This is a genomic window from Janthinobacterium sp. UMAB-56, from assembly GCF_900095265.1.
In the GTDB taxonomy this organism is placed as follows: domain Bacteria; phylum Pseudomonadota; class Gammaproteobacteria; order Burkholderiales; family Burkholderiaceae_D; genus Janthinobacterium.
Window position 1 is genome coordinate 39364 of sequence record NZ_LT607670.1, and the last position, 25089, is coordinate 64452.

Consider the following 25089-nt stretch of genomic DNA (forward strand, 5'->3'; position numbering starts at 1 on the left):
GTCAGGCGGCCAGGAACTGCTGTTCCTGCGCGACACCGGGTTCGGCCAGGTAGCACTTCAAGCGGTACAAACGCTGCCGGTAATTGCCTTCCGGCCCGGTCACGCCGCAATCGACGCGTTCGAACAAGCGCACCACCTGATCGAGCAACTGGCGCTCCTGCGCCGTGCGGATCAGCACCAGGCGCCGCTTGCCGCGCCCATGCGTGGCGCTGATATCGATCAGCAGGCAATGCCCCTGGTCGGCCGCATGAATGTCGAGCAGCAAGGCCTCGGCACGCGACAGATGAAAACAGCGCGCCAGCGCCAGCCGCGCCGCCAGCAGGGGGTGGCTCTGGCCCAATAGCCGCAAGTGCCCGTCGGCCTGCAGGGCGGCGCACTGGCCCCAGTCACCGGGGTCGCCTCGCGGCGCAATCTTCGCCAGTGCCGCCTCCGCTTCACGGCTGCCTTGCGCCTGCGCCTGCAGCAGCCAATACGCGGCACGCACATCGTTGTTGACACCGTCGCGGCGATTGCGCCAGGCATGCATGCCGCACTCGAGCTGGGCCGGGCCATGTCCGAGGTCGGCGGCACGCTCCAGGCAGGAATGGGCTTCAACCACATTGCGCTGGGAAAATTCCGGTTTTGTATAGATACGCGACAGCACGAACCAGGCTTCGGCCAGGCCCTGCTCGCCAGCCTGCGTCAGCCAGCGTACGGCCCGCTTGAAATTGGCCGCGCCATTGCGCGTGGCCAGCCGCTGTCCCTGCGCATCCATGCGCGCATAGCCGAGTCCCAGCTCCAGCTGCGCCGTGCGGTCGCCGCCATGCGCTGCCAGCTCGCAACATTGCCACCCCTCGGCATCGCCGCCTGGCGCCAGTGCCTGGGCGCAACGCGACAGCAACAGCACCTGCTGCGCGTCCAGCGCGATCGTGCGCCCTCCGGCAACCGCCTGGCGCTGTAACAGCTCGCGCGCCAGCGGCAAGCCCTGCGACAGGAAGCCGGCATGGTTGCCCTGACTCCAGGCCTGTTCCAGCCAGGCGTGCAGCGGCGTGTTGCCATCGGAGGCAGGTTCGCCAGCGACACCGGTATCGGCTATGCCGGCCGCAGACAATCCTTCTTGCATGGATAACAACCATTGCGCATTGGGCAAGCCGGCGCGCACGGCGGCGTCCAGCGCCACGCGCGCCTTGGCGCACAAGGCTTCGCCGCTGCTGGCGGCGTTGCCCAGCACCAGTTGCGCCAGCACCAGGCCCGCCTGTACCAGGCCCGCATCGAAGGCCTGCGCGTAATACGGAATCAGCGTCCTGGCTGACGGTTGCGCCACTTCGAAAGGCACGTGCGCGCCAATCAGCAAGCATGCTTCCTCGCTATCCTCCTGGGCCGCCCGCGCCAGCCAGTGCAAGGCGGTCGGCAGGCTCTGCGGCACACCCTGTCCGAACAGATACACCCGTCCCAACGCCAGCTGGCAAGCCACATCGCCAGCACGTGCGCCCTTGATCAATCCTAATGTTTCGCGATTTGCCATCGATTCTCGATATTGAGTCAATGATTCTAATAATAGTGCGTCGTCTCCGGACCCATCAGTGCAGGCCGTCCCTTAGTGTAACGTCCTTGTGTCATAAATCCGCTAAAGCCGGCTTAAGAACTTGATTCAACGCAACAATGTTCTGGCCAGAACACGCCAATATGGCAAGGCGCCGCCATGGTGGCGATGGGGGGAACGCTGGCCATCGGCGCAGGATGGGGCGAAAGCGCGCGTTACAAAAATACAACAGGGCCGTACATTTATGACGCTTTTCACCAATTTTTTCACGCATATTTGACCAATCCCGCACGTCTTGCGCGCCGACGAATTAAGGTTCATTCATCGAAACGCGGCAGTCAACGCATTTCAATCTGCTCGGATCTCGGACGGAACTCACTTTTAATAGGGAATAAGACATGAAAAAATCACTCGTTGCCCTCGCACTCTTCGGCGCCTTTGCCGCAACCGCACAAGCACAGTCGTCCGTCCAAATCTACGGCACGATCGATGCTGGCCTGGGCAAAGCAACTGGTTCGACCACCGCCGTCACCAAGCGCGACAACAACAAACTGGGCTTCAAGGGCACGGAAGATCTGGGCAATGGCTTGAAAGCTATTTTCCAACTGGAAATTCGCTATGAATCCGATACGGGCACGCTGGAAAGCAATGGCGCCCGTCCGTTGTTCCAGGGTCAAAGCCGCGTCGGCCTGCAAGGCGACTTCGGTACCGTGCGCCTGGGCCGTGGCCTGACCGCGTACCAAGAAGTGAGCACCATGTTCGAACCATGGTCGGGCATGCCGACGCAAGCCGGTTTCCAGACCGATCTGACCGTGGCCGCCTACACCAGCGATCCACTGAGCCCGGCTGGCAACTCGCGTAACCGCTTCTCGAACGCCTTGTTCTACAACTCGCCAGTGTTCAATGGCTTCCAGTTCAACGCCACCGTGGCCGCCAAGGAAGCAAATACAAATGGCGGCGTTGGCGCCACCGTAGCCAACGCGACGACGAATGCTTCCGGTAACTTCGCCGTGGCAGCCAATGTGGCGCCAGCATCGAACCCGTACTCGATGTCGGCCACGTACAACAATGGTCAGTTCGCCGCCATGGCTGCCTACGAGCGCAATGGCCTGCAAGCGAAGCTGTGGTCGGTTGCAGCATCGTTCAATCCGGTAGCGGAACTGAAACTGATGGCCTCGTACCAGCACCAGGATGACGGCAATTTCAAAATCATCAATACCGACACCAAATCGTGGGTGCTGGGCGCCAACTATGACGTCGGCCCAGGCAAGATCCGCGCTGGCTACGGTCAAAAAACGCCGGACGGCGTCGCCAAGACCAAGCAGGCATCGCTGGGCTACGACTACAATCTGTCGAAACGTACCTACCTGTACGCAGATATTTCGAACAAAAAGGCAGCCAGCACCCTCAACTACAACAACACCACCTCGGTCAACTACATCGGCCTGGGCTTGCATCACAACTTTTAATGGCCCGCAACGCACCCACCACGGGTGATTGCTGACCAGGAATGCAAAGCGGCATGGGCAACCATGCCGCTTTTTTCATGGGCGCGCGGAAAATGCACGGGTGCCTTTGCCTTTGCGCCTATGCCGGCGCACTCTCGGTTAGAATGAAGCGTTCATCCTTCACTGACAGATATTTTCAATGACCGCCACACTCGATTCCAGCACCGTCGCCCAATACCTGAGCGAGCATCCGTCTTTCTTCGAAGAGCATACCGCTCTGCTCGGCGAAGTCAAGCTGAGCAGCCCGCTGACGGGACGCACCATCTCGCTGCAGGAACGGCAGATGGAAGTGATGCGCGACAAATACAAGGCGCTCGAACTGCGCATGTCCAAGCTGAGCCGACTGGCCGAGGAAAATGGCGACATCGCCAGCAAATTCCACGGCTGGAACCAGGCCATGCTGCAGGTGCGCAGCGATGCCGCCATGCCACGCGTACTGGTCGACGCCTTGCAAAGCAATTTCGACGTGCCCTATGTCAGCCTGCGCCTGTGGCAAGTGTTGCCTGAACACGCCAACGGCTGGTTCACGGAAGATGTGACGGCCGATGTACGCATGTTCGCCAACAGCCTGCAAACGCCGTATTGCGGCAGCAACCGCGATTTCGAAGCCGTGCACTGGCTGCAGGCCGATAAAATCGCATCGACCGTCATGATCGCCCTGCGCGCCCCCGGCACAACCGGCACCTTCGGCTTGCTGGTGCTCGGTTCGCCCGACAGCGAACGCTTTACCTCGAGCATGGGCACCGACTTCCTCGTGCATATCGGCGCCACGGCCAGCGCCGCCCTGGCCGCGCTGCGCGCCTGAGAACGCCATGCATGCGGCACGCAGCAAGGCCGAGTGGCTAGCCGCCTACCTGGCGCAGCTGGCCACGCAGCGCAAGCTGTCGCCGCATACGCTGGACGCCTACGGGCGCGACCTGCGCGCCTTGCTGGAACTGAGCGGCAATACGCCCTGGACGGCACTGGCGCACAACGAAGTGCGCCGCTACACGGCCAAGCTGCATGCCGGCGGCCTCGACCCACGTTCGATCGCGCGCAAGCTGTCGTCGTGGCGGGGCTTTTTCAACTGGCTCAGCGGTGAAACGGCACTCGACGCCAATCCCGTCGACGGCATCCGCGCCCCCAAGCGGGCCAAAACCTTGCCCAAAGCCCTGTCGGTGGACGATGCCGTGCGCCTCGTGGCGCCAGCGCAACACCAGCACGGTAGCGCCGAACCGGAACAACGGTGCAACCGCGCCATGTTCGAGCTGTTGTATTCAAGCGGCTTGCGCGTCTCCGAACTGACCAGCCTGGATACCCACTACTGCAAGGCTGACGGCGGCCAGCCCGCCTCGCTGGGCTGGCTCGACATGGCCAGCTTTGAAGTCATCGTCACTGGCAAGGGCAGCAAGATGCGCAAGGTGCCCGTCGGCAAGGCCGCCCTCGTGGCCCTGACTGCCTGGCTGGCCGTACGCCCGCCAGCGGCCGATGGCAGCGCCGCCTTGTTTTTAAGCACGCGCGGCACGCGCATCTCGCCGCGCGTACTGCAGCTGCGCCTGAAGGCGCACGCGCTGGCGACGGAAATTCCCGCAAACGTGCACCCGCACGTGCTGCGCCACTCGTTCGCTTCGCACGTGCTGCAATCATCGGGCGACTTGCGCGCCGTGCAGGAAATGCTGGGCCATTCCAGCATCACCTCGACCCAGGTCTACACGGCCCTCGATTTCCAGCATCTGGCGCACGTGTATGACCAGGCGCACCCGCGCGCCAAGCTCAAGTAGGCAGCCGCGCCCGTTGAGCAGCCTGATCCATATCAAGTGGATGGGCGCGCATTTGCAAGCCTTTGCAAAATTCCGGCATAATCGTCCGCATTCTTCCGCTTGCGCGGCGGCACCACCGATTACAGCATAGGCATCCTTCATGGCACTGATTCCAACCACCATCCTCACCGGTTTCCTCGGCGCAGGCAAAACCACCTTGCTCAACCGCATACTGCAGGAAGACCATGGCATGCGCATCGCCGTGATCGAAAACGAGTTTGGCCAGGAAAACATCGACAATGAAATCCTGGTCCAGGATAGCAATGAGCACATCATCGAGATGAACAACGGCTGCATCTGCTGCACCGTGCGCGGCGACCTGATCGTGGGCCTGACGGAACTGGCGCGCAAGCGCGACGCCGGCCTGCTGGCGTTTGACCGTGTCGTTATCGAAACGACGGGCCTGGCCAATCCCGGCCCCGTGGCGCAAACCTTCTTTGTCGATGAAGAAGTGGGCAGTCACTACATGCTCGACGCCATTATCACGGTGGTCGACGCCCGTCATGCCATGAAGCAACTCGATGAATACGAGGAAGCCCAGCGGCAAGTGGGCTTTGCCGACAAGCTGCTGCTGTCAAAAACCGACCTCGTCAGTGAAGAGGACGTGGCCACGCTGACGCGCCGGCTGAAGCGCATCAATCCCCGTGCGCCCATCGCCAAGGTCGATTTCGGCCGCGCGCCGCTGGCCGAAGTGCTCGACATCCGCGGTTTCAACTTGAATGAAAAGCTGGAACTGGACCCGGATTTCCTGGCCACGGAAACGGCGCATGTGCATGACCATGAGCAAGCGCATGCGCACCTAGATGAGCATGCGCACGGCCACGCACACAAGCATGAGCACAGCGACGCGTGCGCCACCGATTGCGGCCATGCGGACCACCACCATGCGCAGCACAGCGACGATATCGCCGCCTTTGTTTTCAAGAGCACGCAGCCGTTCGACAGCGCCAAGCTCGACGAGTTCCTCGGCGGCCTGGTGCAAGTGTATGGCCCACGCATGCTGCGCTACAAGGGCGTGCTGCTGATGCAGGGCGCCGAACGCAAGGTAGTCTTCCAGGGCGTGCATCAGTTGATGGGCAGCGACCTGGGCGCCAAATGGGGCGAGGACGAAGTGCGCGGCAGCAAAATGGTGTTTATTGGCAAAAATCTACCAAAAGACATTTTTATTCGCGGACTCGAACAATGTTTGGTATAAACTAGCCGGGTTTTGCACAGCATCCGTTGCAAAGCAGGAACAAAAGGGAAAGTTAAACACGCTTTCCCGCTGTCGGACACGCATCTTGCTGGTATAAACCAACAGGTGGCCGTCTCTGATCGGCTCGTCAACAAATCGGGATGGCAATATAAGGCAAAGCGTGCCAAAATCAGCGACGAAAACGGCCCATGTCGTTCGCCTGTCATGAAATGCTGGCAAACTGCCGCTGGCCGCATGCCAGGCATGCAACCGATCCACCCAACACGCCCGTTGACGCGCGCCTAGCGCGACTGGCATAGAGCGGTAAAAAGTTATCAACATGACACTATAGCCTGCCGGTAATCCTGGCTTTCGCCGGCAAGCCAAGGTCGCACGCAGTACAGCGGGACAGCAATGCCAAGCGGAACCTGTACAGTTGCTCGGTATCGCCGCATCAACTGATCAATTTGAAAACTCTGTCGTATCGAAGGTAAGCGAAGTTATGACCAAAACTAATAAATCGACCCCGGCCGCCAACCAAGACATCCCTCTCATCAGCGAAGACCAAATTCGCGCCATGAGCGAAGATGACTACATGAATCCGGCACAACTGGCATTCTTCAAGGCCCGCCTGCAGCAGCTCGAAAAAGACTTGCTGAAAAACGCCGGCGAAACCACGGAACACTTGCGTGAAACCGTGCTCGTACCGGACCCTGCCGACCGCGCCACCATCGAGGAAGAGCATGCGTTGGAATTGCGCACGCGCGACCGCGAACGCAAATTGCTGAAGAAAGTACAGCAATCGATCGCCAGTATCGATACCGGCGACTATGGCTGGTGCGAAGAAACGGGCGAGCCTATCGGCATTCCGCGCCTGATCGCCCGTCCGACCGCCACCTTGTCGCTGGAAGCCCAGCAACGGCGCGAACTGAAACAAAAGCTCTACGGCGACTGATCGCCCCTCCCCTTGCGCGGTCGCCCCGGCGGCCCCGCGATGGCGGTAAAAAAAGCACGCAACTTCGGTTGCGTGCTTTTTTTTCGTCCCGCGCCGACTACACTGAAGCAAGCACGGCAGCGGCAAGTGCCGCTTGCAATTGCCTTTTCCATCCCCATTTTTGAGCCATGGGCGCGCACCGCGTGACGCTGCACGCATCGGCACGAATTTTTTAAGGTCACTATGGAACAATTTCACGGCACCACCATCCTCTGCGTCCGGCGCGGCAAGCAAGTCGCCCTGGGCGGCGACGGCCAGGTAACGCTCGGCAACATCGTCATGAAGGGCACGGCCCGGAAAGTGCGTAAGTTGTATCAGGGCAAAGTCCTGGTCGGCTTTGCCGGCGGCACCGCCGACGCCTTCACCCTGCTCGACCGCTTTGAAGGCAAGCTGGAAAAGCATCAGGGCAATCTGCTGCGCGCTTCCGTCGAACTGGCCAAGGACTGGCGCACCGACCGCGTGCTGCGCCGCCTGGAAGCGATGCTGCTGGTGGCCGACAGCGAATCGACTCTGGTCATCACGGGCAATGGCGACGTGCTGGAACCGGAAGACGGCATCGGTGCCATCGGCTCGGGCGGCACATTCGCCCAGTCCGCCGCCAAGGCGCTGCAGGAAAACACGGACTTGTCGCCGGCCGAAGTGGTCAAGAAAGCGCTGACCATCGCCGCCGAGCTGTGCATCTATACCAATATGTCGCACATCATCGAGACGCTGGACTAAACGTCCCCGAGCTCAGAATACAGAAAGCCATTATGATCATGAACATGACCCCGTCGGAAATCGTTACCGAACTCGACAAACACGTGGTGGGCCAGGCCAAGGCCAAGCGCGCCGTTGCCATCGCCCTGCGCAACCGCTGGCGCCGCCAGCAGGTGGCCGAGCCCCTGCGCCATGAAATCACGCCCAAGAATATCCTCATGATCGGCCCCACGGGCGTCGGCAAGACGGAAATCGCGCGCCGCCTGGCCAAGCTGGCCGAGGCGCCGTTCATCAAGATCGAAGCGACCAAGTTCACGGAAGTGGGCTATGTAGGGCGCGACGTCGACACCATCATCCGCGACCTGATCGACATCGGCATCAAGCAGACGCGGGCGCTGGAAATGAAGAAGGTGCGCGCACGCGCCGAAGATGCAGCCGAAGACCGCGTGATCGACATCCTCGTGCCGCCGGCGCGCGACTTCGGCTTCACGCCGAATACGGCGGCGGCAGTGGACAGCGGCAGCGGCGACAGCACGCGCCAGACCTTCCGCAAGCGATTGCGCCAGGGCGAGCTCGATGACAAGGAAATCGAGATCGAGCTGGCCGAAGCGGGACCGCAGATGGAAATCATGGCGCCACCCGGCATGGAAGAAATGACAGAGCAGATCAAGTCCATGTTCTCGGGCGTGGGCGGGCAGCGCAAGAAGGCCCGCAAGGTCAAGATCCGCGAAGCATTAAAACTGCTGCTCGAGGAAGAAGCGGCCAAGCTGGTCAACGAAGATGAGCTGAAACAGAAGGCCATCCAGAACGTCGAGCAGAACGGCATCGTGTTTCTGGATGAAATCGACAAGATCGCCTCGCGCTCGGAATCGGGCGGTGCCGACATCTCGCGCGCCGGCGTGCAACGCGACCTGCTGCCGCTGGTCGAAGGCACGACCGTCAACACCAAGTACGGCATGATACGCACGGACCACATTCTGTTCATCGCCTCGGGCGCTTTCCACCTGTCGAAACCATCAGACCTGATCCCGGAACTGCAGGGACGCTTTCCCATCCGCGTAGAGCTGGAATCGCTGTCGATCTCGGACTTCGAGCGCATTTTGACCAGCACAGACGCCTGCCTGACGATGCAGTACGAAGCCTTGCTGGCGACGGAAAACCTGACCTTGAAATTCGCCCCGGAAGGCATCACGCGCCTGGCGGAAATCGCTTATTCGGTGAACGAGCGCACGGAAAACATCGGCGCGCGCCGGCTGCACACGGTGATGGAAAAACTGCTGGAAGAAGTGTCGTTTACGGCCAGCGAAGGCAGCAGCAACACGGAAAACCTGCTGCTGATCGATGCCGCGTATGTCAATGAACGCCTGGAAGCGCTGTCGGTCAACGAGGACCTGTCACGCTACGTGCTGTAAGCAGGAAGGGGGAGACCGATGGCAAACAAGGCCTTGGCGACGCGGCAGAAAATGCAGTTCCGCGTCGAACCCTCGCAAAAACCGCGCAATCCGGTCGCCACTGCCGCCCTGCAGCGCGCCGCCGGGGCGCACGTGAAAACCGTGTCTGGCCAGCGCCAGCAGGAAAAACGCCTGCTGGCGAAACTGCTGTTGAAGGTCGCAACGGACAAATAGGCCGCCCGCGGACACCCCAATCGGGGCGTCCGCCATCAGGCCACTCTCTGCTGCAGCAGCATCCCGTTAAAATCGGTAGGACGCGCCCAGCGAAAACATGTCGACCTTGGTCGTTTGCTTGTCGTTGTACTTGACCGGCACGCGGTCCCAATCGAGGTGCAGCGACCAGTTCTGGTTCAGTGCATATGCCGTGCCGATGCCGTAGATCAGGCCTGCCTTGTTCTTCTTGTCCGAGCCGCCGCCCAGATAATCGACCTTGCCCTGCGTGTAGGCCACGCCGGCGCGCCCGCTCAGGGTGAAGGCGTCGAACTGGTAGCCGAGCACGCCCTGCACGCCGAGGCCGCTGAACTTGCCGCGGCCGGCAACCTTGCCGGCGCCCGTCTCGAAACCGGACTTGACCTCGCCGCCTGTGTACCCCACCAGCTCAAGCGAAGGCAGGGCCACGCCGCCCTGAAACGGCAGCGCGTCGAAACTGTAACCCACGTAGGCTTTGCCATTGCGCTTGCTGCTTTTGTCGCAATCGCCTTGTCCTGGCACGCAATCGAGGCCGGTATTGGCGCGAAAGCCATAGCTGGCGCCCGCATAGACGGGACCCGGTGCGGGCTCGGCTGCCGCCGCCACGGCATGCAGGGGAGCGATGCTGGCCAGCGCCAGCAGCGCTGCGGGGAAACGGAAAGATGGGAACATGGATAACCTCTACAAGTGGATGGATTGCCTGGTTGTAGCGCGCTGCGCGAGCCACAAGCGGGAGTGTCATCTCTTTTGCCGCGAAGTACTATCACCTTGTGCAAAGTGCCATTAGCGGCTACATTCGGTAGCGTCATCCGCTACCAAACTTGTAAAAAAGGATATCTCGTGAGCTCACCTGAACTGGTTTTGCGCGTGCTGCGCACGCAATTGCGCGCCGCCGGCATCACCTATAAAGTACTGGCCGAACGCATCGCCATGAGCGAGTCGAGCGTCAAGCGCATGTTTGGCCAGCACGACATGTCGCTGTCGCGCCTGGCCCTGATCTGCAAGGCTTCCGGCATCGCCATGGAAGACGTGCTGCGCGGCGCGGCCGACATCACGCCGCATGCCGACACGCTCACGCTCATACAGGAAAAGTCGCTGGTGGCGCATCCGCGCCTGCTGCTGGTGGCAATCTGCTGCCTGGGCCACTGGAGCCTGGAGCAGGTGGTGGAAACGTATGCGCTGACGCAGGCCGAATGCATCGGCTGCCTGGCCGAGCTGGACCGGCTGGGCTTGATCGAACTCAAACCGCTGAACCGCTACAGCCTGCGCGTCTCGAACGCCTTCCACTGGCTGGCCGACGGCCCTGTGCAGCAGTACTTCCGCGAACACGTGGTGGCCGATTATTTCAGCGGGCATTTCGATGGCGCCGGCGAAACCCTGATGTGCATCCCGGCGCGCCTGTCCTTGTCGAGCGCGCAAGAGCTGGTGCAGAAGATCCGCCAGTTGGCCGAGGAACTGGCGCGGCTGCACCAGAATGACCGGCGCCTGGCGCCCGCCGAGCGCGATGGCTTTACCCTGCTGCTGGGGTTTCGCTCATGGGAATTTGCCGCCTTCACGGCCTTGCGCCGCAGTTCCGCCGCCGCCCTGCCCGCTGCGCCGGCCGCCAGCTACCAGACGGGTCCCAGGAACAGATAGAAGGTGCTCTCGCCGCCCTTCGACGCGCCCGAGGCCACGTACACGGGGCCGAAACGCGTATCGACGGAGATGAAGGCGCTGCTGGCCTGCGTGAACTTGCTGCTCTTCCAGCGGTCATTCTGATCGAAGCCGCCGCCCATTTCCAGCGAAAAGCCGGCCCGCACGGCGCCGCCCAGGGTACTGGGCAGGGAAGCGATGCGGCGCGCCATCACGACGCGCGCCAGGGCGATGCTGCGCCCGCTCACCGATTCAAAGTCCGTGCCGGACAGGCGCAGGAAGCCGCCCAGGCTGAGCGGCGCCTCGCCGCGCTGCGCGCGCGCCCATTCGCCATACACGTGGCCAGCCCAGTTGCCATAACCGAAAGCCTTCAATGCCGTCAGCGAAGAGCGGCCCAGCGCCGCTTCGCCCGAACCCGTGGTCGAAGCGCGCGTCCAGGTGGCGTCGAGCAGCGCACCGCGCGTGGGGAAGCCGGGCGAATCGAGCGTATCGACGCGGAACTGGACGAACTGCGTGGTGCCCAGCGCACGCGACTCGGGCAGCGTGGGATCGGCCGGTATCGCCAGCTTGCCCTTGATCTCCGTGCGCGAGACACCGAACTGCAGATCGCCCCAGGTACCGAACTCGCGTCCCAGCACCAGCGCCGCCGTCTGGCCGTTATACGTCAGGCGTGCGCTGCGCCGGCCTTGGTCGAAGACATCCATCGCCGACGAGGTGTATTGCAGTTGCGGCGCGATATACCATGGGTTGCCGGCGCCCAGCGGCTGCCAGAACTGCACGCCATAACCGCGCGCATTGCCGATCTGCGCCGTGCTGCGCAACTCGCCGCCCCAGCTGTTCAGGTTCGAATGCACATGCAGCAGCTTCAAGGCGAAGCTGTTGCTATCCCTGAAATCGCTGGACAGCTCCAGGCCCACGCGCAGGCGGTTGCTGGCCCACGGCGCCTCGACGGCCTTGATGCTGACCGTGCGCTGGTCGCCCGCGTCCACCACTTCGCTCTCCACGCGCGCCACGTCGCCGCGGCCATACAGCTTGCCGGCAGCCTTGATCACGTCTTCCTGGGTGACGAGCTGGCCTTCCACCAGCCCGGACTGGGCTTGCAGGATGCGCGGGTTGATATCGCCTTCGCTCTCCACGGCCAGGCGCGTGAGCGGCAAGGCAACGTCCAGCAAGGCCGGCGCGGCCAGGCGCAGCTGCTCGCGCGCCGCGTACTGCTCCGGCGGCAGTGCCAGCGGCGCCAGGCGGGCGGCCAGGGCCTGCGCCGCCTGTTCGCCGGCGCGCATGGCGCGCGCATAGTTTTCAAAGTCGAGGAAACTCACGCCCGTCAGGTCGGGCGCCACGAGAATATCCTGCGGACGCAATTCCTTGAGCGAGCGCTGCACATTTTGCTCCGTGAGAATCTGCAGCATCTGCTGCGCCACGCCGATGGCGCTGCCCAGCTCTTTTTCCGGCGCCAGCGGCGTGCCCACATTGACGGCGATGATGATGTCGGCACCCATGGCGCGCGCCATGTCGACCGGCAGGTTGCGCACCAGGCCGCCATCGACCACCAGGCGGTTATTCACGCGCACGGGGGAGAACACGCCCGGCACGGCCAGCGAGGCGCGCATCGACAGGAACAGCGGCGTGTCGACCAGCTCCACCAGTTCTCCATTGACCAGGTCCGATGCCACGGAACGGAAGGGCAGCGGCAACTGGCTGGCGGGACGGTCGCGCATGCCAGCGGGCAGCAGCCGGTTCAAGGCTAGTTCCAGCGCCGCATTGCTGGCCGCCGCCGGCGGCGTGGAAATGCCGTTACGGCTGAGGCCAAACTCGATGCGCGACGGCAGCAATAAATCTTCCTCGCGGCGGCGGAACGCCAGTTCGTCGCGCGGCGGCCGGTCGGCCACCACGCGCGCCCAGTTGGTCTCGCGCGCCATCTTTTCCAGGTCGGCCACGGAAGCGCCGGCCGCATAGGCGCCGCCCACCACGCCACCCATGCTGGTGCCGACCACCATGTCGATCGGCACATGCAGCTCCTGCAGCACTTTCAATACGCCGATATGCGCCAGGCCGCGCGCGCCGCCGCCCGACAGCACCAGGGCGATGCGCGGACGCGCCGATACGGGCGCAGCGACGGCAGGCGGGGAAACGGGGGCAGAGGTAGTGGCAGCTGTGGCGGCGGGGAGGTCGGCTGCGGCAGCTGGCGGCAAGGCGCACAGCGCCAGCACGCAGCCCGCCAGGACGGCACGGATCGAGAACATGAAGACTCCTGTGGCGATGGCGGCATGGCGCCATCGGCAAAATACGATAAAAACAGCGCTAGTTTGACGGCGGCGGCACGCTGCTGCTCACTTGCGGCGCCGGCATCATGGTCGCCGGCCGCTGCTGCTCCATCGGCAGCGGCGGCGGCACCAGGTTCGTGACCGGCGCAGGGGCCGCAGCCGGCGTCGGGGTGGCCGACACTTGCCCCGGCAAGGTCAGCGCCTTGTCGTCCGCTACCAGGTCGATGCGCTTGCTCACGCCGCCATCGCGCAGCAGCACATGGCGCGCATGCACTTCCAGCACCGTCACGCCGGGTACCACCTCGGCGCCTTCCGGCAGGGCCACGGATGGCTTGCCATCGGTCGCAATAATGGCCACGCTGCCGCGGCCATTGCTGGCGGCGACCACGCCCTTGAGCTGGTAGTTGCTGGCAGTGGCCACGCTGACCTGGCCGCCGAACAGCGAGGCGCCCGCCTCCACGCTGGCATCCTGCACCACCGGCACGGCGGGTGGATTGATGGGGCGTTGCGGTGCCTTGAACAGCTGCATGGCCCAGTAGGCCAGCGACACGGACAGCGCCACGACGGCGAGCAAACTTGTAAATTGAGGCAAACGCTTCATGGCTTCCTTGAGTTTCTTATCTGACGAGCTGATTGATTTCGATAATCGGCATCAGCACGGCCAGCACGATCAGCAGCACCACCACGCCCATGGCCAGGATCAGGGCCGGCTCCAGCAGGCCGGCAATGGTCAGGGTGCGGCGTTCCAGATCCTGCTCCTGCGCGCTGGCGGCGCGTTCCAGCATGGCCGGCAGCTCGCCCGTGATTTCGCCCGCGCGTATCATGTGTATCAACATGGGCGGAAAATGCTTTTGCGCCGACAGCGCGCGCGCCAGGCTGACGCCCTCGCGCACGGCGCCGCTGGCCTCGGCCACCAGTTCCTGCATCGCCACGTTGGTGAGCGTGTCGCGGCTGGTGTCGAGCGCGCGCAAGATCGGCACGCCGGAGCCCGTGGTAATGGCCAGGGTGCTGGCGAAACGCGCCGTATTCAGGCTGCGTTCAAACTTGCCGTACAGGGGCGCCGTCAGCAGCCAGGTATGCCAGCGCCGCTTCAGTGCCGGTTGCTGCAGCGCGCGGCGCCAGGCCACCCAGGCACCGACGAGGGCAATCGCCACGACGATGCCGTAGTGGCGCACGAAATCCGACAGCGCCAGCATGATCACCGTCAGCATGGGCAGCTTCTGCTTGGTATTGGCGAATACGGAAACGATCTGCGGCACCACGTAGGTGAGCAGGAAAATGACGATGGAAAACGCCACCACCGTGACGATGGCCGGATAGGTGAACGCCAGCTTGACCTTCTGCACCAGCGCATTGCGCCGCTCGATATAGTCGGCCAGGCGCGACAGCACGCGCGACAAATGGCCGATCTGCTCGCCCGAGGCCACCAGCGCCCGGTAAATTTCCGCGAAATCGCGCGGATGGCGCGCCAGCACGTCGGAAAACGCGGCACCGCCAATCACTTCCGAACGGATCGAGGCGATCAGGTCGCGCAGGTAGGGCCGCTCGGCCTGTTCCAGCAAGGCGGAAAACGCTTGCTCCAGCGGCAGGCCCGCTTCCAGCAAACTGGCCAGCTGGCGCGTAAACAGGGCCAGCTCGGTGCTGGACAAACGCTCGCCGAAGCCGCGCCGGCGGGTCACGCCAGCGGCATCGACCTGTGCGGCGATCGGCTCGACGGCCAGCGGTACCAGGCCTTGCACGCGCAGCTCGGCGCGCGCGGAACGGGGACTGTCGGCATTGAGCACGCCCTTGCGGGTGGCGCCCTGGGCGTCGACGGCTTCATAGCGGAATGCGGGCATGGTGGCGGGCCTAGTCTTTGGTCACGCGCAGCAATTCAGCCTGCGTGGTAGTGCCGTCGCGCAGCCAGCGTTCGCCGTCGTCGCGCATGCTCGTCATGCCGTCCTGCAGGGCGACGGCGCGCACGTCCGCTTCCGAAGCGCGGTTGTGGATCTGCGCGCGGATCTGCTCCGTCGTGCGCAGCAGTTCGTACACGCCGACGCGGCCCTGGTAACCCGTCTGGCCGCAATGCTCGCAGCCGACCGCCTGCCAGTATTCGCCATCGTAAGTCTTGCAGGCGCCGCACAATTTGCGCACCAGGCGCTGCGCCAGCACGCCCAGCAGGGACGACGACAGCAGGAACGGTTCGATACCCATGTCGAGCAAGCGCGTGACGGCCGCCGAAGCGTCGTTGGTGTGCAGGGTCGCCAGCACCAGGTGGCCCGTCAGCGACGCCTGCACGGCGATCTGCGCCGTTTCCAGGTCGCGGATCTCGCCGATCATGATCACATCGGGATCTTGTCGCAAAATCGCCCGCAGCGCCTTGGCAAAGGTCATGTCGATGCGCGGGTTGACCTGCGTCTGGCCCACGCCGGCCAGGTCGTACTCGATCGGGTCTTCCACCGTGAGGATGTTCGTGGTGGTGGCGTTGAGCATCGACAGCGCCGCGTACAGGGTGGTGGTCTTGCCCGAGCCGGTGGGGCCCGTGACGAGCACGATGCCGTGCGGCTGCGTGATCAGGCCATCGAACTGCGCCAGCATGGGCGCGCTCATGCCCAGGTGCTGCAAGTCGAGGCGCCCCGCTTCCTTGTCCAGCAAGCGCAATACGGCCCGTTCGCCATGCCCCGTGGGCAAGGTCGAAACGCGCACGTCGACCGGCTTGCCACCGACGCGCAGGGTGATGCGGCCATCCTGCGGCAAGCGTTTTTCAGCGATGTCGAGCTGCGCCATGATCTTGATGCGCGAAATCAGCGAGCCGTGGATGGCCTTGCGCGGGCGCACCACGTCGCGCAGGCTGCCGTCGATGCGGAAGCGCACGACGGACGTCTGCTCAAAAGGCTCGATGTGGATATCGGAAGCGCCTTCGCGCAGCGCCTGCGTCAGCAGCGCGTTGATCATGCGGATGACGGGCGCATCGTCGGACGATTCGAGCAAGTCCTCAATGGCCGGCACATCCTGCAGCAGCTTGGTCAAATCCAGGTCGGCGTCGAATTCATCGGCCATCTGCGACGCGTCGCCGCCGCCGCCCGCATAGGCGCCGGCAATCGCCGCATCGAGTTCGCCGCGCGGCAGCACCGTCAATTGAATCTGGCCGAAGCGGCGCGACACTTCGGCAATGGCCGCCGGCGCCGTCGATGCCGCCACCAGCACCTCGACGGGGCTGCCATCGACGGCGCCAGGCCGGGCCAGCAAGCCGAAATCGCGCGCGTAGGCGTAGGGAAGCAGATTACTCATGGCTATCCCGTCACTTCTGCGGCTGCGGCTGCGGCTGCTGCTGGTATTGCTGCAGCAGGGACTGCGGTGGCGTGGCCGCGTTGGCCGGCGCGCCTGGCGGCGGCGTCGGTGCCGGCGGCACGGGGCGCGTCACCATGTTGCCGCCCACCGGCTGGCCATCCTGCAGGGCCGGCAAGACGGGTGTGCCCAGGTCTTTCAGCATCAGATTGCCCGTGGCAGGCACGGCGGCCGTCTCGGCCGAGCGCATGTAATCGTAGCGGTCGGCCGCCAGGCTGCCACTTTGCTCCTTGTTGCGCACAATCACAGGGCGCAGGAAAATCATCAGATTGGTTTTCTTGCGCTCGCGCGTCTGGTACTTGAACAGGTTGCCGATCAGGGGAATGTCGCCAAGGCCGCGCACTTTTTCCGCATTGTCGCCCGTGCTGTCTTCGATCAGGCCACCGAGCACGATGATCTGGCCATCGTCGGCCAGCACATTGTTTTCGATCACGCGGTTGTTGATGGTGATGCCGCTGACAGCCGTCGACGTGGATTTGTCCACGCTCGACGTCTCGTGATAGATGCCCAGCTTGATCGTGCCGCCTTCCGAAATCTGCGGGCGCACCTTCAGCGTCAGGCCCACTTCCTTGCGGTCGATGGTCTGGAAGGGATTCGTGTTGGTGCCGGCCGTGCTGGTGTACTGGCCCGTCAGGATAGGCACGTTCTGGCCCACCTTGATGGTCGCCAGTTCATTGTCCAGGGTGATCAGGTTTGGCGTCGACAGGATATTGGCGTTGCCGTCCGATTCCAGCGCATGCGCCACGGCGCCCAGGCCCAGCGCGCCGTTGATCTGCTTGAAGATGCCGACCGTCAGGCCGCCCGTCGGCAAGACCTTGCCGCCGCCCGTGGCGATGGAGGCGATGTTGTTGGTGGTGCCGGAAGCGAAGGACTGCAGCGCTCCAACGCGGTAATTGCTGGAACTGTCGCCCGACAGGCCCAGCCACTGCACGCCGAACTCGGACGCCTTGGACGACGTCACTTCGACGATCAGCGCCTCGATGTAGACCTGGGCGCGGCGCACGTCGAGCTGGTCGATCACGGCGCGCAGATTGCGGTAAACGGCCTCGTTGCAGGTCAGGATCAGGGTATTCGTCGAGGCGTCGGCCTGGATGAAGCCGGCCGCGCCGCCGGAGGACAGCTGCTGCGGCCCGTTGTTCAGCGAAGCGCCGCCCGAGCTGCCATTTTGCGTATTGCCACCCAGGCCGCTGCTATTCATGCCGCTGTTGTTCTGGCTGATCGGGTTGTTCGTGGCGAGGTTGCTGGTGCCCTGCTGCGCCGTGGCGGCAGAGCCGTCCGACGTCACCACCGAGCGCAGGGTCTGCGCCAGCTTGGTGGCGTCCGCATTCTTCAGGTACACCACGTGCACATTGCCCAGCTGCGTGGTGGGCTGGTCCAGCTTCGAGATCAGCGACTTGGCCAGGTTGGCGCGCGCCGCCGACGGTGCGCGCAGCACCAGCGAATTGGTGCGCGGATCGGCCAGCACGGAGACCTTGCCCGTATCGGCTGCCGCGCCGGCGCCCGCATTGCCGCCTTCCATCAGCTTGTTGACCATCGAAGCCAGGTCGGAAGCGATGGCATAACGCACGGGGATCACATCGAGGTCCGTCGAGGCGGGCACGTCGAGCGCGGCGATGATCTTCGCCAGGCGCTTGAGGTTATCCGCGTAATCGGTGATGACCAGCGAGTTGTTGCCCGGGTTGGCGTTAATCGTGTTGTTCGGCGAGATCAGGGGGCGCAGCACGGCCAGCAGGTTGGCCGATGATTCGTAGTTCAGATAAAACACCTGGGTGGCGATCTGGTCGCCCTTCACCTGGCTGGCGCCATTGCCCACCTGGGTCGGCACGGATTGCAACTTGGCGTCCGCTTCCGGCACCACTTTCGCATAGCCGTCGCCGGAGACCACCGCATAGCCTTGCAGGCGCAAGGCCGAGGCAAGCAAGCCGAAGGCTTGCGTCTTGCTGATCGATTTTTCCGACACCAGCGTGATCGTCCCCTTGACGCGCGGGTCGATGACGAAATTGATGTTGGTGTAATGGCCCACCGCCTTGATCACCGATTCGATGTCGGCGCCGACGAAATTGAGCGCCGCTTCATCGCCGGGCGCGGCCCAAACGGGTGCCGGCATGCCGGCCACGGAACAGCACAGCAAGGCGGCGGCCGACAGGCGGCGCAGCGAGAAGGAGAATGTATGGGGGCTCACGGATGGTTTTTTCATTGTCTGAACTCTAAGGCGATGATGTTTTTTTCGCTATTGCTACGGCGCTGTCCCAGCAAATTCAACAAACTCGCCAAGGTCTCTTCATATCCTGCTGCGGCCTGGGCCTGGCCGGAAAACTGCATGCGCCCCTGTTGCAGGCTGCCACTGCCGTCGAGCAGCAGCGGTCCCTTGATGGAGCGCAAGGTCAACGTCGCCTGCTGCCCCTGCCAATCGAAATCGAGCTCGTAGCTGCCCAGCGGACGCAAGGACGACAGGCGCGAGGCCATGTCTGTCATCTGCAAGGTAGTGCGGCCGACGGCGGAAAACTGCCGCTGCGCCAAAGCCAGCTCCAAGGTGCTCCACGACAGGCGCATGCTGCCCGTCGGCGCCACGGTATTTAACGGCGCACCGAGGCCGCCGAGGCCATCGGCCGGCAGCAGCAGGGCCGCCGGGCTGACCTGCCAGTGCGACCACGAGCCGCGCAGGTTCACCGGCTGCGACAGCGCCTGCGGGTTTTGCAATTCCACGTCCGCCGATCCCCACAGCACCGAGGGCGAAATGCGCCAGCTGAAACGCCCCGGCAGCAGGGGCGTCACGGCGCCGTTCGCGCTGGCCGCCCCGCCGACAAAGGCCGAGCCGCGCCACAGGGTACCTTGCGCATCGCCCAAGGTCAAACGTCCGCCCGTCTGCTTTTCCACGATACCGGCCACCCAGCCGGCCGGGAAAAATACCAGCAGGGTGAGGCACACGCTCATGACGATGGCCAGCAGCCAGCCAAGCAGGCGCGTCATCGTGCCGCGCCCGGGCTCTGGTGCAGGCTGAAGGTGGCGTTGACGCGGCCTGCCTTATCCTGCGCCGTGATGCTCGCTTCCTGTACGGCGATGCGGCCTTCGCGGCGCAAGCCGTCGAGCCACAGCATGACGCTGGCAAACGGCACGCCGTTCAGCTGCACACGCGCATATTCGCCCGTCAGCGACAGCGATTGTGGCGCCAGGCCGCGCGCCTTCAGCGAGGCGTCCAGACTTTCACGGCCCATGGGCGCGACCTGCACGGGCGCCTGGCGTGCCAGTTCGCCCGCTTCGCGCGCCAGCGCCTGCAACTGGGCCGCATTCTGGCGCAACTCGGGCAAACTCTTTTGCAAGGCGATGCGGCCCGTCCAGGCCGGCTCGAAAAACACCGCATAGACGAGCGCCAGGCCCGCCACCACGCCGCCGATGCTCAAGAGCTTGCGCTCCTGCGGCGTGCGCTCGGCCCAGAAGGTCTGTACGGCCTGCTGCTGCCCCACCAACGCGGCGCGCGCCTTGTTCACTGCTGCACTCATGTTTTTGCTCCCGTGGCCGGCGTGATCTTCCACACGCCCGGCGCCGTTTCATTCAAGGCCAGCTTGCGCGCGGCCAGGCCATCGCGCACCTGCGCCTGGGCGCTGGCGTCGACCATGTCCGGCTTCAGCTTGACGATCAGGCTGCGCTCGCGGTATTCCAGCGAGGCTACCACGCCGCGCCCGGCCAGGCCGCCCAGCGCCTCGCCCAGCGCCGCGCTCATGCTGGTGAAATCATCCATGCTGGCTTGCCCGCTTTGCAGGCGGGCAGCGGCGATATTGCGCCGCATCTGCTCCGCTTCCAGGCCATATACGGGCGCTTCATTCGGATACGCGGCCTTAAAGGTTTGCTGCATCGAGGTGCGCACGGTGGCGGCCTCGCGCTTCAGGCGCATCCATTCGATATTCATGCCGGCCAGGTTGACGATCACGGCCAGCAGCGCCAGGCGCAGCGGCCAGCGCCAGCGGCGCCATTCGGTGGCTGATCCCGTGGCCGTGCCCAGTGCGGGCGCCAGGTCCAGCGACGTTGCGCGGGCGCCGGCGATCCAGTGCGCCCAATGGTCGCTCTCCAGCGTCATGCCATCCATGCCGGCAGCCAGCTCTTGATATTGCGCCAGCTCGGCCTGCGCCACGTAGACCGTCAAGGGCACATCGCCGGCAAACGCGCGCGTCGTCAGCAGGGCCTGCTGCGGCTGGGCCGGCAACACCAGGCCCAGGCCCTCTTGCGGCGCCTGGCGCAAGGCCATTTCCAGGCCGTCGCCGCTCGCCTGCAGAGCGGCCGTCACGCTGCCCGGCTGCAAGGGCAGGCACAGTTGCGACGGCAACAGCGCCACCTTGCGCGCACCCTGCGCCAGCAACGCTTTCACGAGTACGTCGGCCCAGGCGCGCTGCGCCACGGCCACCGTGCGCATGCCGGCCGCATCGGGCGCGCCGGCGGCCAGCAGGCAATCCTGGGCATCGCCAAGGATGTGTTCTTCCACCAGGCCCGGCAAGGCTGCGCGCAAACGGGCGCCGGCCAGCGGCGGCGTTTTCAGGCGCAGCAGGGTCACGTCGGCCGCCGCCAGCAGCAGCACCACCTGCTTGGCGCCGGCGATCAGCTGGCCCAGGCTGCCCAGCGGCGCGCTGCCTTGCTGCAGCAGGGTGCCGCCGTCGCCGGCCAGCACGAAGGAGCAGGCAGGCGCGCTGTCGGTGGACGCCTTGGCCGGGTGACGGATATACAATATTGTCAAAGTGACTCGCTTTCAGCTGTTAATTTTCCCGCAACCAGACCAGGCTGGTGGTGCGCTGCGGATCCGTTTTTCGATTGATGAGCGCCACGGCATCAAGGGCGGCACGGTCCAGCCGCACGCGAATGACGGTCAGGAAGTAGCGGCTCTTCACATCAAGTTCTACGCCGTCAATCAGTGCAGCATTAATATTATTCTGGAAATTTGCTTTATCGACAAACTTTTTGCGCGGATTGCTCAAGGTCAGGGCACTCGCCTCGGACAAGGACATCATCGTCACGGCCGCCAGCACTTCGGCCGGGGCCGTATTCACGTTCACTGGCGTGAGTTCAGGCAAAACGATAATAAAGTCGCGCAGCTGCTCGATCATCTGCGGCGTATAGCCGGGCACGGCCAGCAGATCCTCGATCTGCGTGAACGCCACCGGCTCGCTGCCGCCGCCCGACGCGGGGCTGGTCGTCTTGCCATCGCTGCCGCTGTTGGCGGCACGCGGTTTTGGTTTCGCGCGCAGCACGGCATCGGCCGTGGCCTGCGCCAGGCCGCTGTCGAGCCGCAGGTTGGCCAGCAGACGCTGGTAAGCCAGCACCTGCTGCGAATTGATGCCGCCCGTGGCGGCGACCAGGTTGGTGATATTGAAACGCGCCTGCGCGTCAAGCGCGCGGCCAGAGACGGTGGCGTCGAATTTTTCCGTGTCGACCTTTTCGCGGTCCACATAATCGTCGAGCCGCGCTTCCTCGATGGGCGTGGCCCACACGCCGTCGGCCGCCGTCAGCATGGGATTGTCCTGGCGCAGCCAGAAGCGGGCAAAATCGACCATGCCGCGCATGGCCCACTGCGTCTGCAGGCGCAGGCGCTGGTTTTCCATCGAGCGCACTTGCACCTGCTGCTGCCAGAACAGGCTGGCGACGACCGTGATGGCCAGCGCCGTCAGCAGCAAGGCCGTGATGACGGCCACGCCACGCTGGCGCGCGGGGAGCGAAAAGTGCGTCATCCCGGCCCCAATAAAAAGACTTTGGACAGGCCCGCGTCCTGGCCCGGCATCTGCAAGGTCACTTCCAGGCCCGGTACCTGCGTGGAAATGGCGGCGCCCGCCGTCAGCACGTTCCAGGCGCCATTGCTCCAGCCGCGCATGACCATGCTGCCGACCCCGCGCATCAGGGCCACGTCGGCGCTGGAGGTATCGGTATCGTCGCGCGCCGCCTGCCACAGGGTATCAAGCACGGCCAGGTCGCGCGTGCCGTTCGACTCGCGCCGCATCAGCACGCCGCCGCTCAGGCGGTAAGTGACCACTTGCAACTGCTGCGGCTCCTGTTCCGACGCGGCCAGGCGCACCAGGGTCAGGCGGTCATTTTCCGCCGACAGGTTGGTGCGGCCGTTCAGCAAGGTATTGCCCTGGCCGGCGCCGGCCAGATGGTCGCAATCGCTCTGCATCTGGGCAAACGCCAGCTGCATGCCGCGCGCCTGCTCCAGCTGGCTGGTCAGCACCTCGCGCGAACGCATGATGCTGTCCAGGCCGCGCCAGCCCAGCACGGCGACCATGGCCAGGATGCCGATCGCCACGAGCAGCTCGATCAGGGTAAAGCCCGCGGCGGAAAGAGGACGGCGCGCCATCAGTCGTTGAACGCCAGTAACACCAGGCGCACGATGCGCCGGGCCGGATATTGCACGTCATACACATTCACGCGCACTTGGCGGATGCGGGGATTCGGCGTCGCCACCACTTCCTCTTCGCAAATGAGTTTTAAATCGCCCTGCGGGCAATCGACCGTGCGCTTGCCAGTCTGGGGGAAAGTCTTTGCCAGGCGCAAGCGCACCAGGTGGTTTTCAGCCGACCAGGTGGCCATCATGGCGCTGCGCAAGCCATCGCTGTTTTGCGTCAGGCTGCCGACGGCGCGCAGCGAGGCGCCGAGGGCCGTGCCGACGATGACAAGGGCAACCAATACTTCCAGCAAAGTGAAGCCGCGCTGGCGTTGGCGTGCGAGGCGCATCATTGCTCGACCGTGAAGTGGCCGATGCCGTCGGCGCGGATGGCCACGCTGCGTTCGCCGCTGGCCAGGGTCAGCACGAAAGGCTTGTCGACCGGTTCGCGGCCGAAGATGATGCGCAGCGGCTGGGCCACGCTGTTCGATGGCTGCACGCTGAGCAGCATGGGCGTGTTGTTGAAGCTGCGCTCGCGCAGCAAATCGTCCTGCGTCACGGGTTGCCACAGCTTTTCATTGAGGACCAGGAAACGGTATTGATTTTCGTCAGCCTCGAACGCCACCTGCCGGCTGCGCACGATGGCTTCATCGCGCGCCAGTTGCAGCAGCAGGGCGATGCGCTCGGCTTCCTTCTGCAACGCTTGCTGTCCATTCGGCATGGCGTTCAGCGAGACCAGGCCCAGGGTGACGCCGATGATGACCAGCACCACCAGCAATTCGATCAGCGTGAAACCGCTGGCGCGTGGCCGGGGCGGTGCGCGACCGGTGGTCATGGCAGGCATGCAATGGAAAACTTACAGTTCCCAGGAGCCGATATCGGCATCGTCGCCGCTACCGCCAGGCTGGCCATCGGCGCCCAGCGAGATGATGTCGACTTCGCCTTTCACACCCGGCGACAGGAACTGGTAGGGATTGCCCCACGGATCCTTCGGCATCTTTTCCAGGTAGCCGCCCGCCTTCCAGCCATTCGCGGCAGGTCCCGTGGTCGGTTTTTCGATCAGCGCCTGCAAGCCCTGCTCGGTAGTCGGATAGCGCTGGTTATCCAGGCGATACAGTTTCAAGGCTTGCATCACGGTAGCGATGTCGACTTTCGCCGCCGCCACTTTCGACTCGCCCGTGCGGGCGATCAGCTTGGGCACCACCAGTGACGCGAGGATACCCATGATCACCACCACGACCATGATTTCAATCAAAGTGAAGCCGCGCGCGCGGCGCTGGCGGGTCGGATGGTTTGCTGCGTTTTGCATAAGAAAGAGAGAAGAAGGTGAGTAATGAGTGCAGAGTATAAAGCGGAAATATGACAAAGCCTGTCATATAGGGAAAAAATTGTGCAGAGACTGTCAAGCCGGCAAGGCCACTGCGCCGCAAACGGCACAGCCGGAGTCGCGCGCGACGCGCATGCTGCTCCATTCCATGTGCAAGCCGTCGAGCAACAGCAGGCGCCCGGCCAGCGATTCCCCCACGCCCATAATGAGTTTCAGCGCTTCAGCCGCCTGCATGGCACCCACCACGCCCACCAACGGCGCGAACACGCCCATGCTCGAGCAGGCCTCGTCCGTGAACTGCTGCTCCTGCGGAAACAGGCAGGAGTAACACGGCTGGGTGCCCGTGCGCGGGTCGAACACGCTCACTTGCCCATCGAAACGGATCACGGCGCCCGACACCAGCGGCACCCTGGCCGCCACGCAGGCGCGATTGACGGCGTGGCGCGTGGCGAAGTTGTCCGTGCAGTCGAGCACCACCGTGCTGGAGCAGACCAGTTCGGCCAGGCGCGCGCCGTCGAGGCGTTCCTGCAAGGCGACGATGTCTATCTCGGGATTAATGCCGCTCAAGGTCTGGCACGCCGACAGCACCTTCGGCTGGCCCACGCGGCCCGTCGTATGGGCGATCTGGCGCTGCAGGTTGGTCAGATCGACCGTATCGTCATCGACCAGGGTCAGCTTGCCGACACCGCTGGCGGCCAGATACATGGCCGCCGGGGAGCCGAGCCCGCCCGCGCCGATCACCAGCACATGTGCGTCCAGCAAGGCTTGCTGGCCTTCGATGCCGATCTCATCTAACAGGATATGGCGCGAATAGCGCAGCAATTGATGGTCGTTCATGGCGG

25 protein-coding genes are annotated in these 25089 nt (G+C 64.0%); 9 read left to right on the forward strand and 16 right to left on the reverse strand.

Annotation, left to right across the window (positions count from 1 at the left end; all coding sequences use genetic code 11):
* Position 1 precedes the first annotated feature (1 nt).
* Positions 2 to 1504 (reverse strand): SEL1-like repeat protein, encoded by a 1503-nt coding sequence (locus K0F85_RS24805; protein WP_219118531.1) that lies wholly within the window; start codon positions 1502 to 1504, stop codon positions 2 to 4.
* Between the two features lie 416 nt (positions 1505 to 1920).
* On the opposite strand from K0F85_RS24805, the gene K0F85_RS24810 reads away from it, so the two are divergent.
* The 8 genes from K0F85_RS24810 (at position 1921) to K0F85_RS24845 (ending at position 9321) form a co-directional block, all read left to right on the forward strand.
* Entirely contained in the window at positions 1921 to 2991 is a 1071-nt protein-coding gene (locus tag K0F85_RS24810; RefSeq protein WP_219118532.1) for a porin, read from the forward strand.
* Positions 2992 to 3169: 178 nt separating this feature from the next.
* Complete coding sequence (locus K0F85_RS24815; protein WP_219118533.1) at positions 3170 to 3835, forward strand: DUF484 family protein; 666 nt, start codon at positions 3170 to 3172, stop codon at positions 3833 to 3835.
* Between the two features lie 7 nt (positions 3836 to 3842).
* The gene (locus K0F85_RS24820; RefSeq protein WP_219118534.1) at positions 3843 to 4790 is read left to right on the forward strand and encodes a tyrosine recombinase XerC; all 948 of its coding nucleotides are present in this window, start codon (positions 3843 to 3845) and stop codon (positions 4788 to 4790) included.
* 139 nt (positions 4791 to 4929) lie between these two features.
* Positions 4930 to 6024, forward strand: coding sequence for a GTP-binding protein (locus K0F85_RS24825; RefSeq protein ID WP_219118535.1), 1095 nt, complete (start codon positions 4930 to 4932; stop codon positions 6022 to 6024).
* 481 nt (positions 6025 to 6505) lie between these two features.
* Positions 6506 to 6958, forward strand: a complete 453-nt coding sequence (dksA, locus tag K0F85_RS24830; RefSeq protein ID WP_219118536.1) for an RNA polymerase-binding protein DksA — start codon at positions 6506 to 6508, stop codon at positions 6956 to 6958.
* Positions 6959 to 7180: 222 nt separating this feature from the next.
* Positions 7181 to 7717, forward strand: a complete 537-nt coding sequence (gene hslV / locus K0F85_RS24835; protein ID WP_219118537.1) for an ATP-dependent protease subunit HslV — start codon at positions 7181 to 7183, stop codon at positions 7715 to 7717.
* 38 nt (positions 7718 to 7755) lie between these two features.
* On the forward strand, positions 7756 to 9108 hold the full coding sequence (gene hslU, locus K0F85_RS24840) for an ATP-dependent protease ATPase subunit HslU (protein ID WP_306986017.1): 1353 nt from the start codon (positions 7756 to 7758) through the stop codon (positions 9106 to 9108).
* Between the two features lie 18 nt (positions 9109 to 9126).
* Entirely contained in the window at positions 9127 to 9321 is a 195-nt protein-coding gene (locus K0F85_RS24845; protein ID WP_219118539.1) for a hypothetical protein, read from the forward strand.
* Positions 9322 to 9387: 66 nt separating this feature from the next.
* Here K0F85_RS24845 and K0F85_RS24850 read toward each other — a convergent pair whose 3' ends face one another.
* The gene (locus K0F85_RS24850; protein ID WP_219118540.1) at positions 9388 to 10008 is read right to left on the reverse strand and encodes an outer membrane protein; all 621 of its coding nucleotides are present in this window, start codon (positions 10006 to 10008) and stop codon (positions 9388 to 9390) included.
* A 168-nt stretch (positions 10009 to 10176) separates the two neighbouring features.
* On the opposite strand from K0F85_RS24850, the gene K0F85_RS24855 reads away from it, so the two are divergent.
* Positions 10177 to 10971, forward strand: a complete 795-nt coding sequence (locus K0F85_RS24855) for a helix-turn-helix transcriptional regulator (protein WP_219118541.1) — start codon at positions 10177 to 10179, stop codon at positions 10969 to 10971.
* On the opposite strand, the gene K0F85_RS24860 is transcribed toward K0F85_RS24855, so the two are convergent.
* From K0F85_RS24860 to K0F85_RS24925, 14 genes are all read right to left on the reverse strand, one after another.
* On the reverse strand, positions 10944 to 13211 hold the full coding sequence (locus tag K0F85_RS24860; RefSeq protein WP_219118542.1) for a patatin-like phospholipase family protein: 2268 nt from the start codon (positions 13209 to 13211) through the stop codon (positions 10944 to 10946). The two genes, K0F85_RS24855 and K0F85_RS24860, sit on opposite strands and share 28 nt — an antisense overlap.
* Before the next feature lie 58 nt (positions 13212 to 13269).
* Positions 13270 to 13833, reverse strand: a complete 564-nt coding sequence (locus tag K0F85_RS24865) for a type II secretion system protein N (protein ID WP_219118543.1) — start codon at positions 13831 to 13833, stop codon at positions 13270 to 13272.
* Positions 13834 to 13849: 16 nt separating this feature from the next.
* Positions 13850 to 15070, reverse strand: coding sequence for a type II secretion system inner membrane protein GspF (gspF, locus tag K0F85_RS24870; protein ID WP_219118544.1), 1221 nt, complete (start codon positions 15068 to 15070; stop codon positions 13850 to 13852).
* Between the two features lie 10 nt (positions 15071 to 15080).
* Positions 15081 to 16502 carry a type II secretion system ATPase GspE gene (gene gspE, locus K0F85_RS24875; RefSeq protein WP_219118545.1) on the reverse strand — a complete coding sequence of 474 codons (1422 nt, stop codon included), beginning with the start codon at positions 16500 to 16502 and terminating at the stop codon, positions 15081 to 15083.
* A 10-nt stretch (positions 16503 to 16512) separates the two neighbouring features.
* On the reverse strand, positions 16513 to 18756 hold the full coding sequence (gspD, locus tag K0F85_RS24880; protein ID WP_219118546.1) for a type II secretion system secretin GspD: 2244 nt from the start codon (positions 18754 to 18756) through the stop codon (positions 16513 to 16515).
* Complete coding sequence (locus K0F85_RS24885; protein WP_219118547.1) at positions 18753 to 19529, reverse strand: type II secretion system protein N; 777 nt, start codon at positions 19527 to 19529, stop codon at positions 18753 to 18755. The genes gspD and K0F85_RS24885 overlap by 4 nt, the downstream gene beginning before the upstream one ends.
* Positions 19526 to 20059, reverse strand: a complete 534-nt coding sequence (gspM, locus tag K0F85_RS24890) for a type II secretion system protein GspM (RefSeq protein WP_219118548.1) — start codon at positions 20057 to 20059, stop codon at positions 19526 to 19528. The genes K0F85_RS24885 and gspM overlap by 4 nt, the downstream gene beginning before the upstream one ends.
* Positions 20056 to 21285 (reverse strand): type II secretion system protein GspL, encoded by a 1230-nt coding sequence (gene gspL, locus K0F85_RS24895; RefSeq protein WP_257638157.1) that lies wholly within the window; start codon positions 21283 to 21285, stop codon positions 20056 to 20058. The genes gspM and gspL overlap by 4 nt, the downstream gene beginning before the upstream one ends.
* A gap of 19 nt (positions 21286 to 21304) precedes the next feature.
* Entirely contained in the window at positions 21305 to 22273 is a 969-nt protein-coding gene (gene gspK, locus K0F85_RS24900; RefSeq protein WP_219118549.1) for a type II secretion system minor pseudopilin GspK, read from the reverse strand.
* Positions 22270 to 22893 carry a type II secretion system protein J gene (locus K0F85_RS24905; RefSeq protein WP_219118550.1) on the reverse strand — a complete coding sequence of 208 codons (624 nt, stop codon included), beginning with the start codon at positions 22891 to 22893 and terminating at the stop codon, positions 22270 to 22272. The genes gspK and K0F85_RS24905 overlap by 4 nt, the downstream gene beginning before the upstream one ends.
* Complete coding sequence (gene gspI, locus K0F85_RS24910; RefSeq protein ID WP_257638158.1) at positions 22893 to 23273, reverse strand: type II secretion system minor pseudopilin GspI; 381 nt, start codon at positions 23271 to 23273, stop codon at positions 22893 to 22895. Before gspI ends, K0F85_RS24905 begins: the two co-directional genes overlap by 1 nt.
* Complete coding sequence (gspH, locus tag K0F85_RS24915; protein ID WP_219118551.1) at positions 23270 to 23764, reverse strand: type II secretion system minor pseudopilin GspH; 495 nt, start codon at positions 23762 to 23764, stop codon at positions 23270 to 23272. The genes gspI and gspH overlap by 4 nt, the downstream gene beginning before the upstream one ends.
* Positions 23765 to 23776: 12 nt before the next feature.
* On the reverse strand, positions 23777 to 24229 hold the full coding sequence (gene gspG, locus K0F85_RS24920; RefSeq protein WP_092713532.1) for a type II secretion system major pseudopilin GspG: 453 nt from the start codon (positions 24227 to 24229) through the stop codon (positions 23777 to 23779).
* 93 nt (positions 24230 to 24322) lie between these two features.
* Entirely contained in the window at positions 24323 to 25084 is a 762-nt protein-coding gene (locus tag K0F85_RS24925; protein ID WP_219118552.1) for a molybdopterin-synthase adenylyltransferase MoeB, read from the reverse strand.
* Between the last annotated feature and the right edge of the window lie 5 nt (positions 25085 to 25089).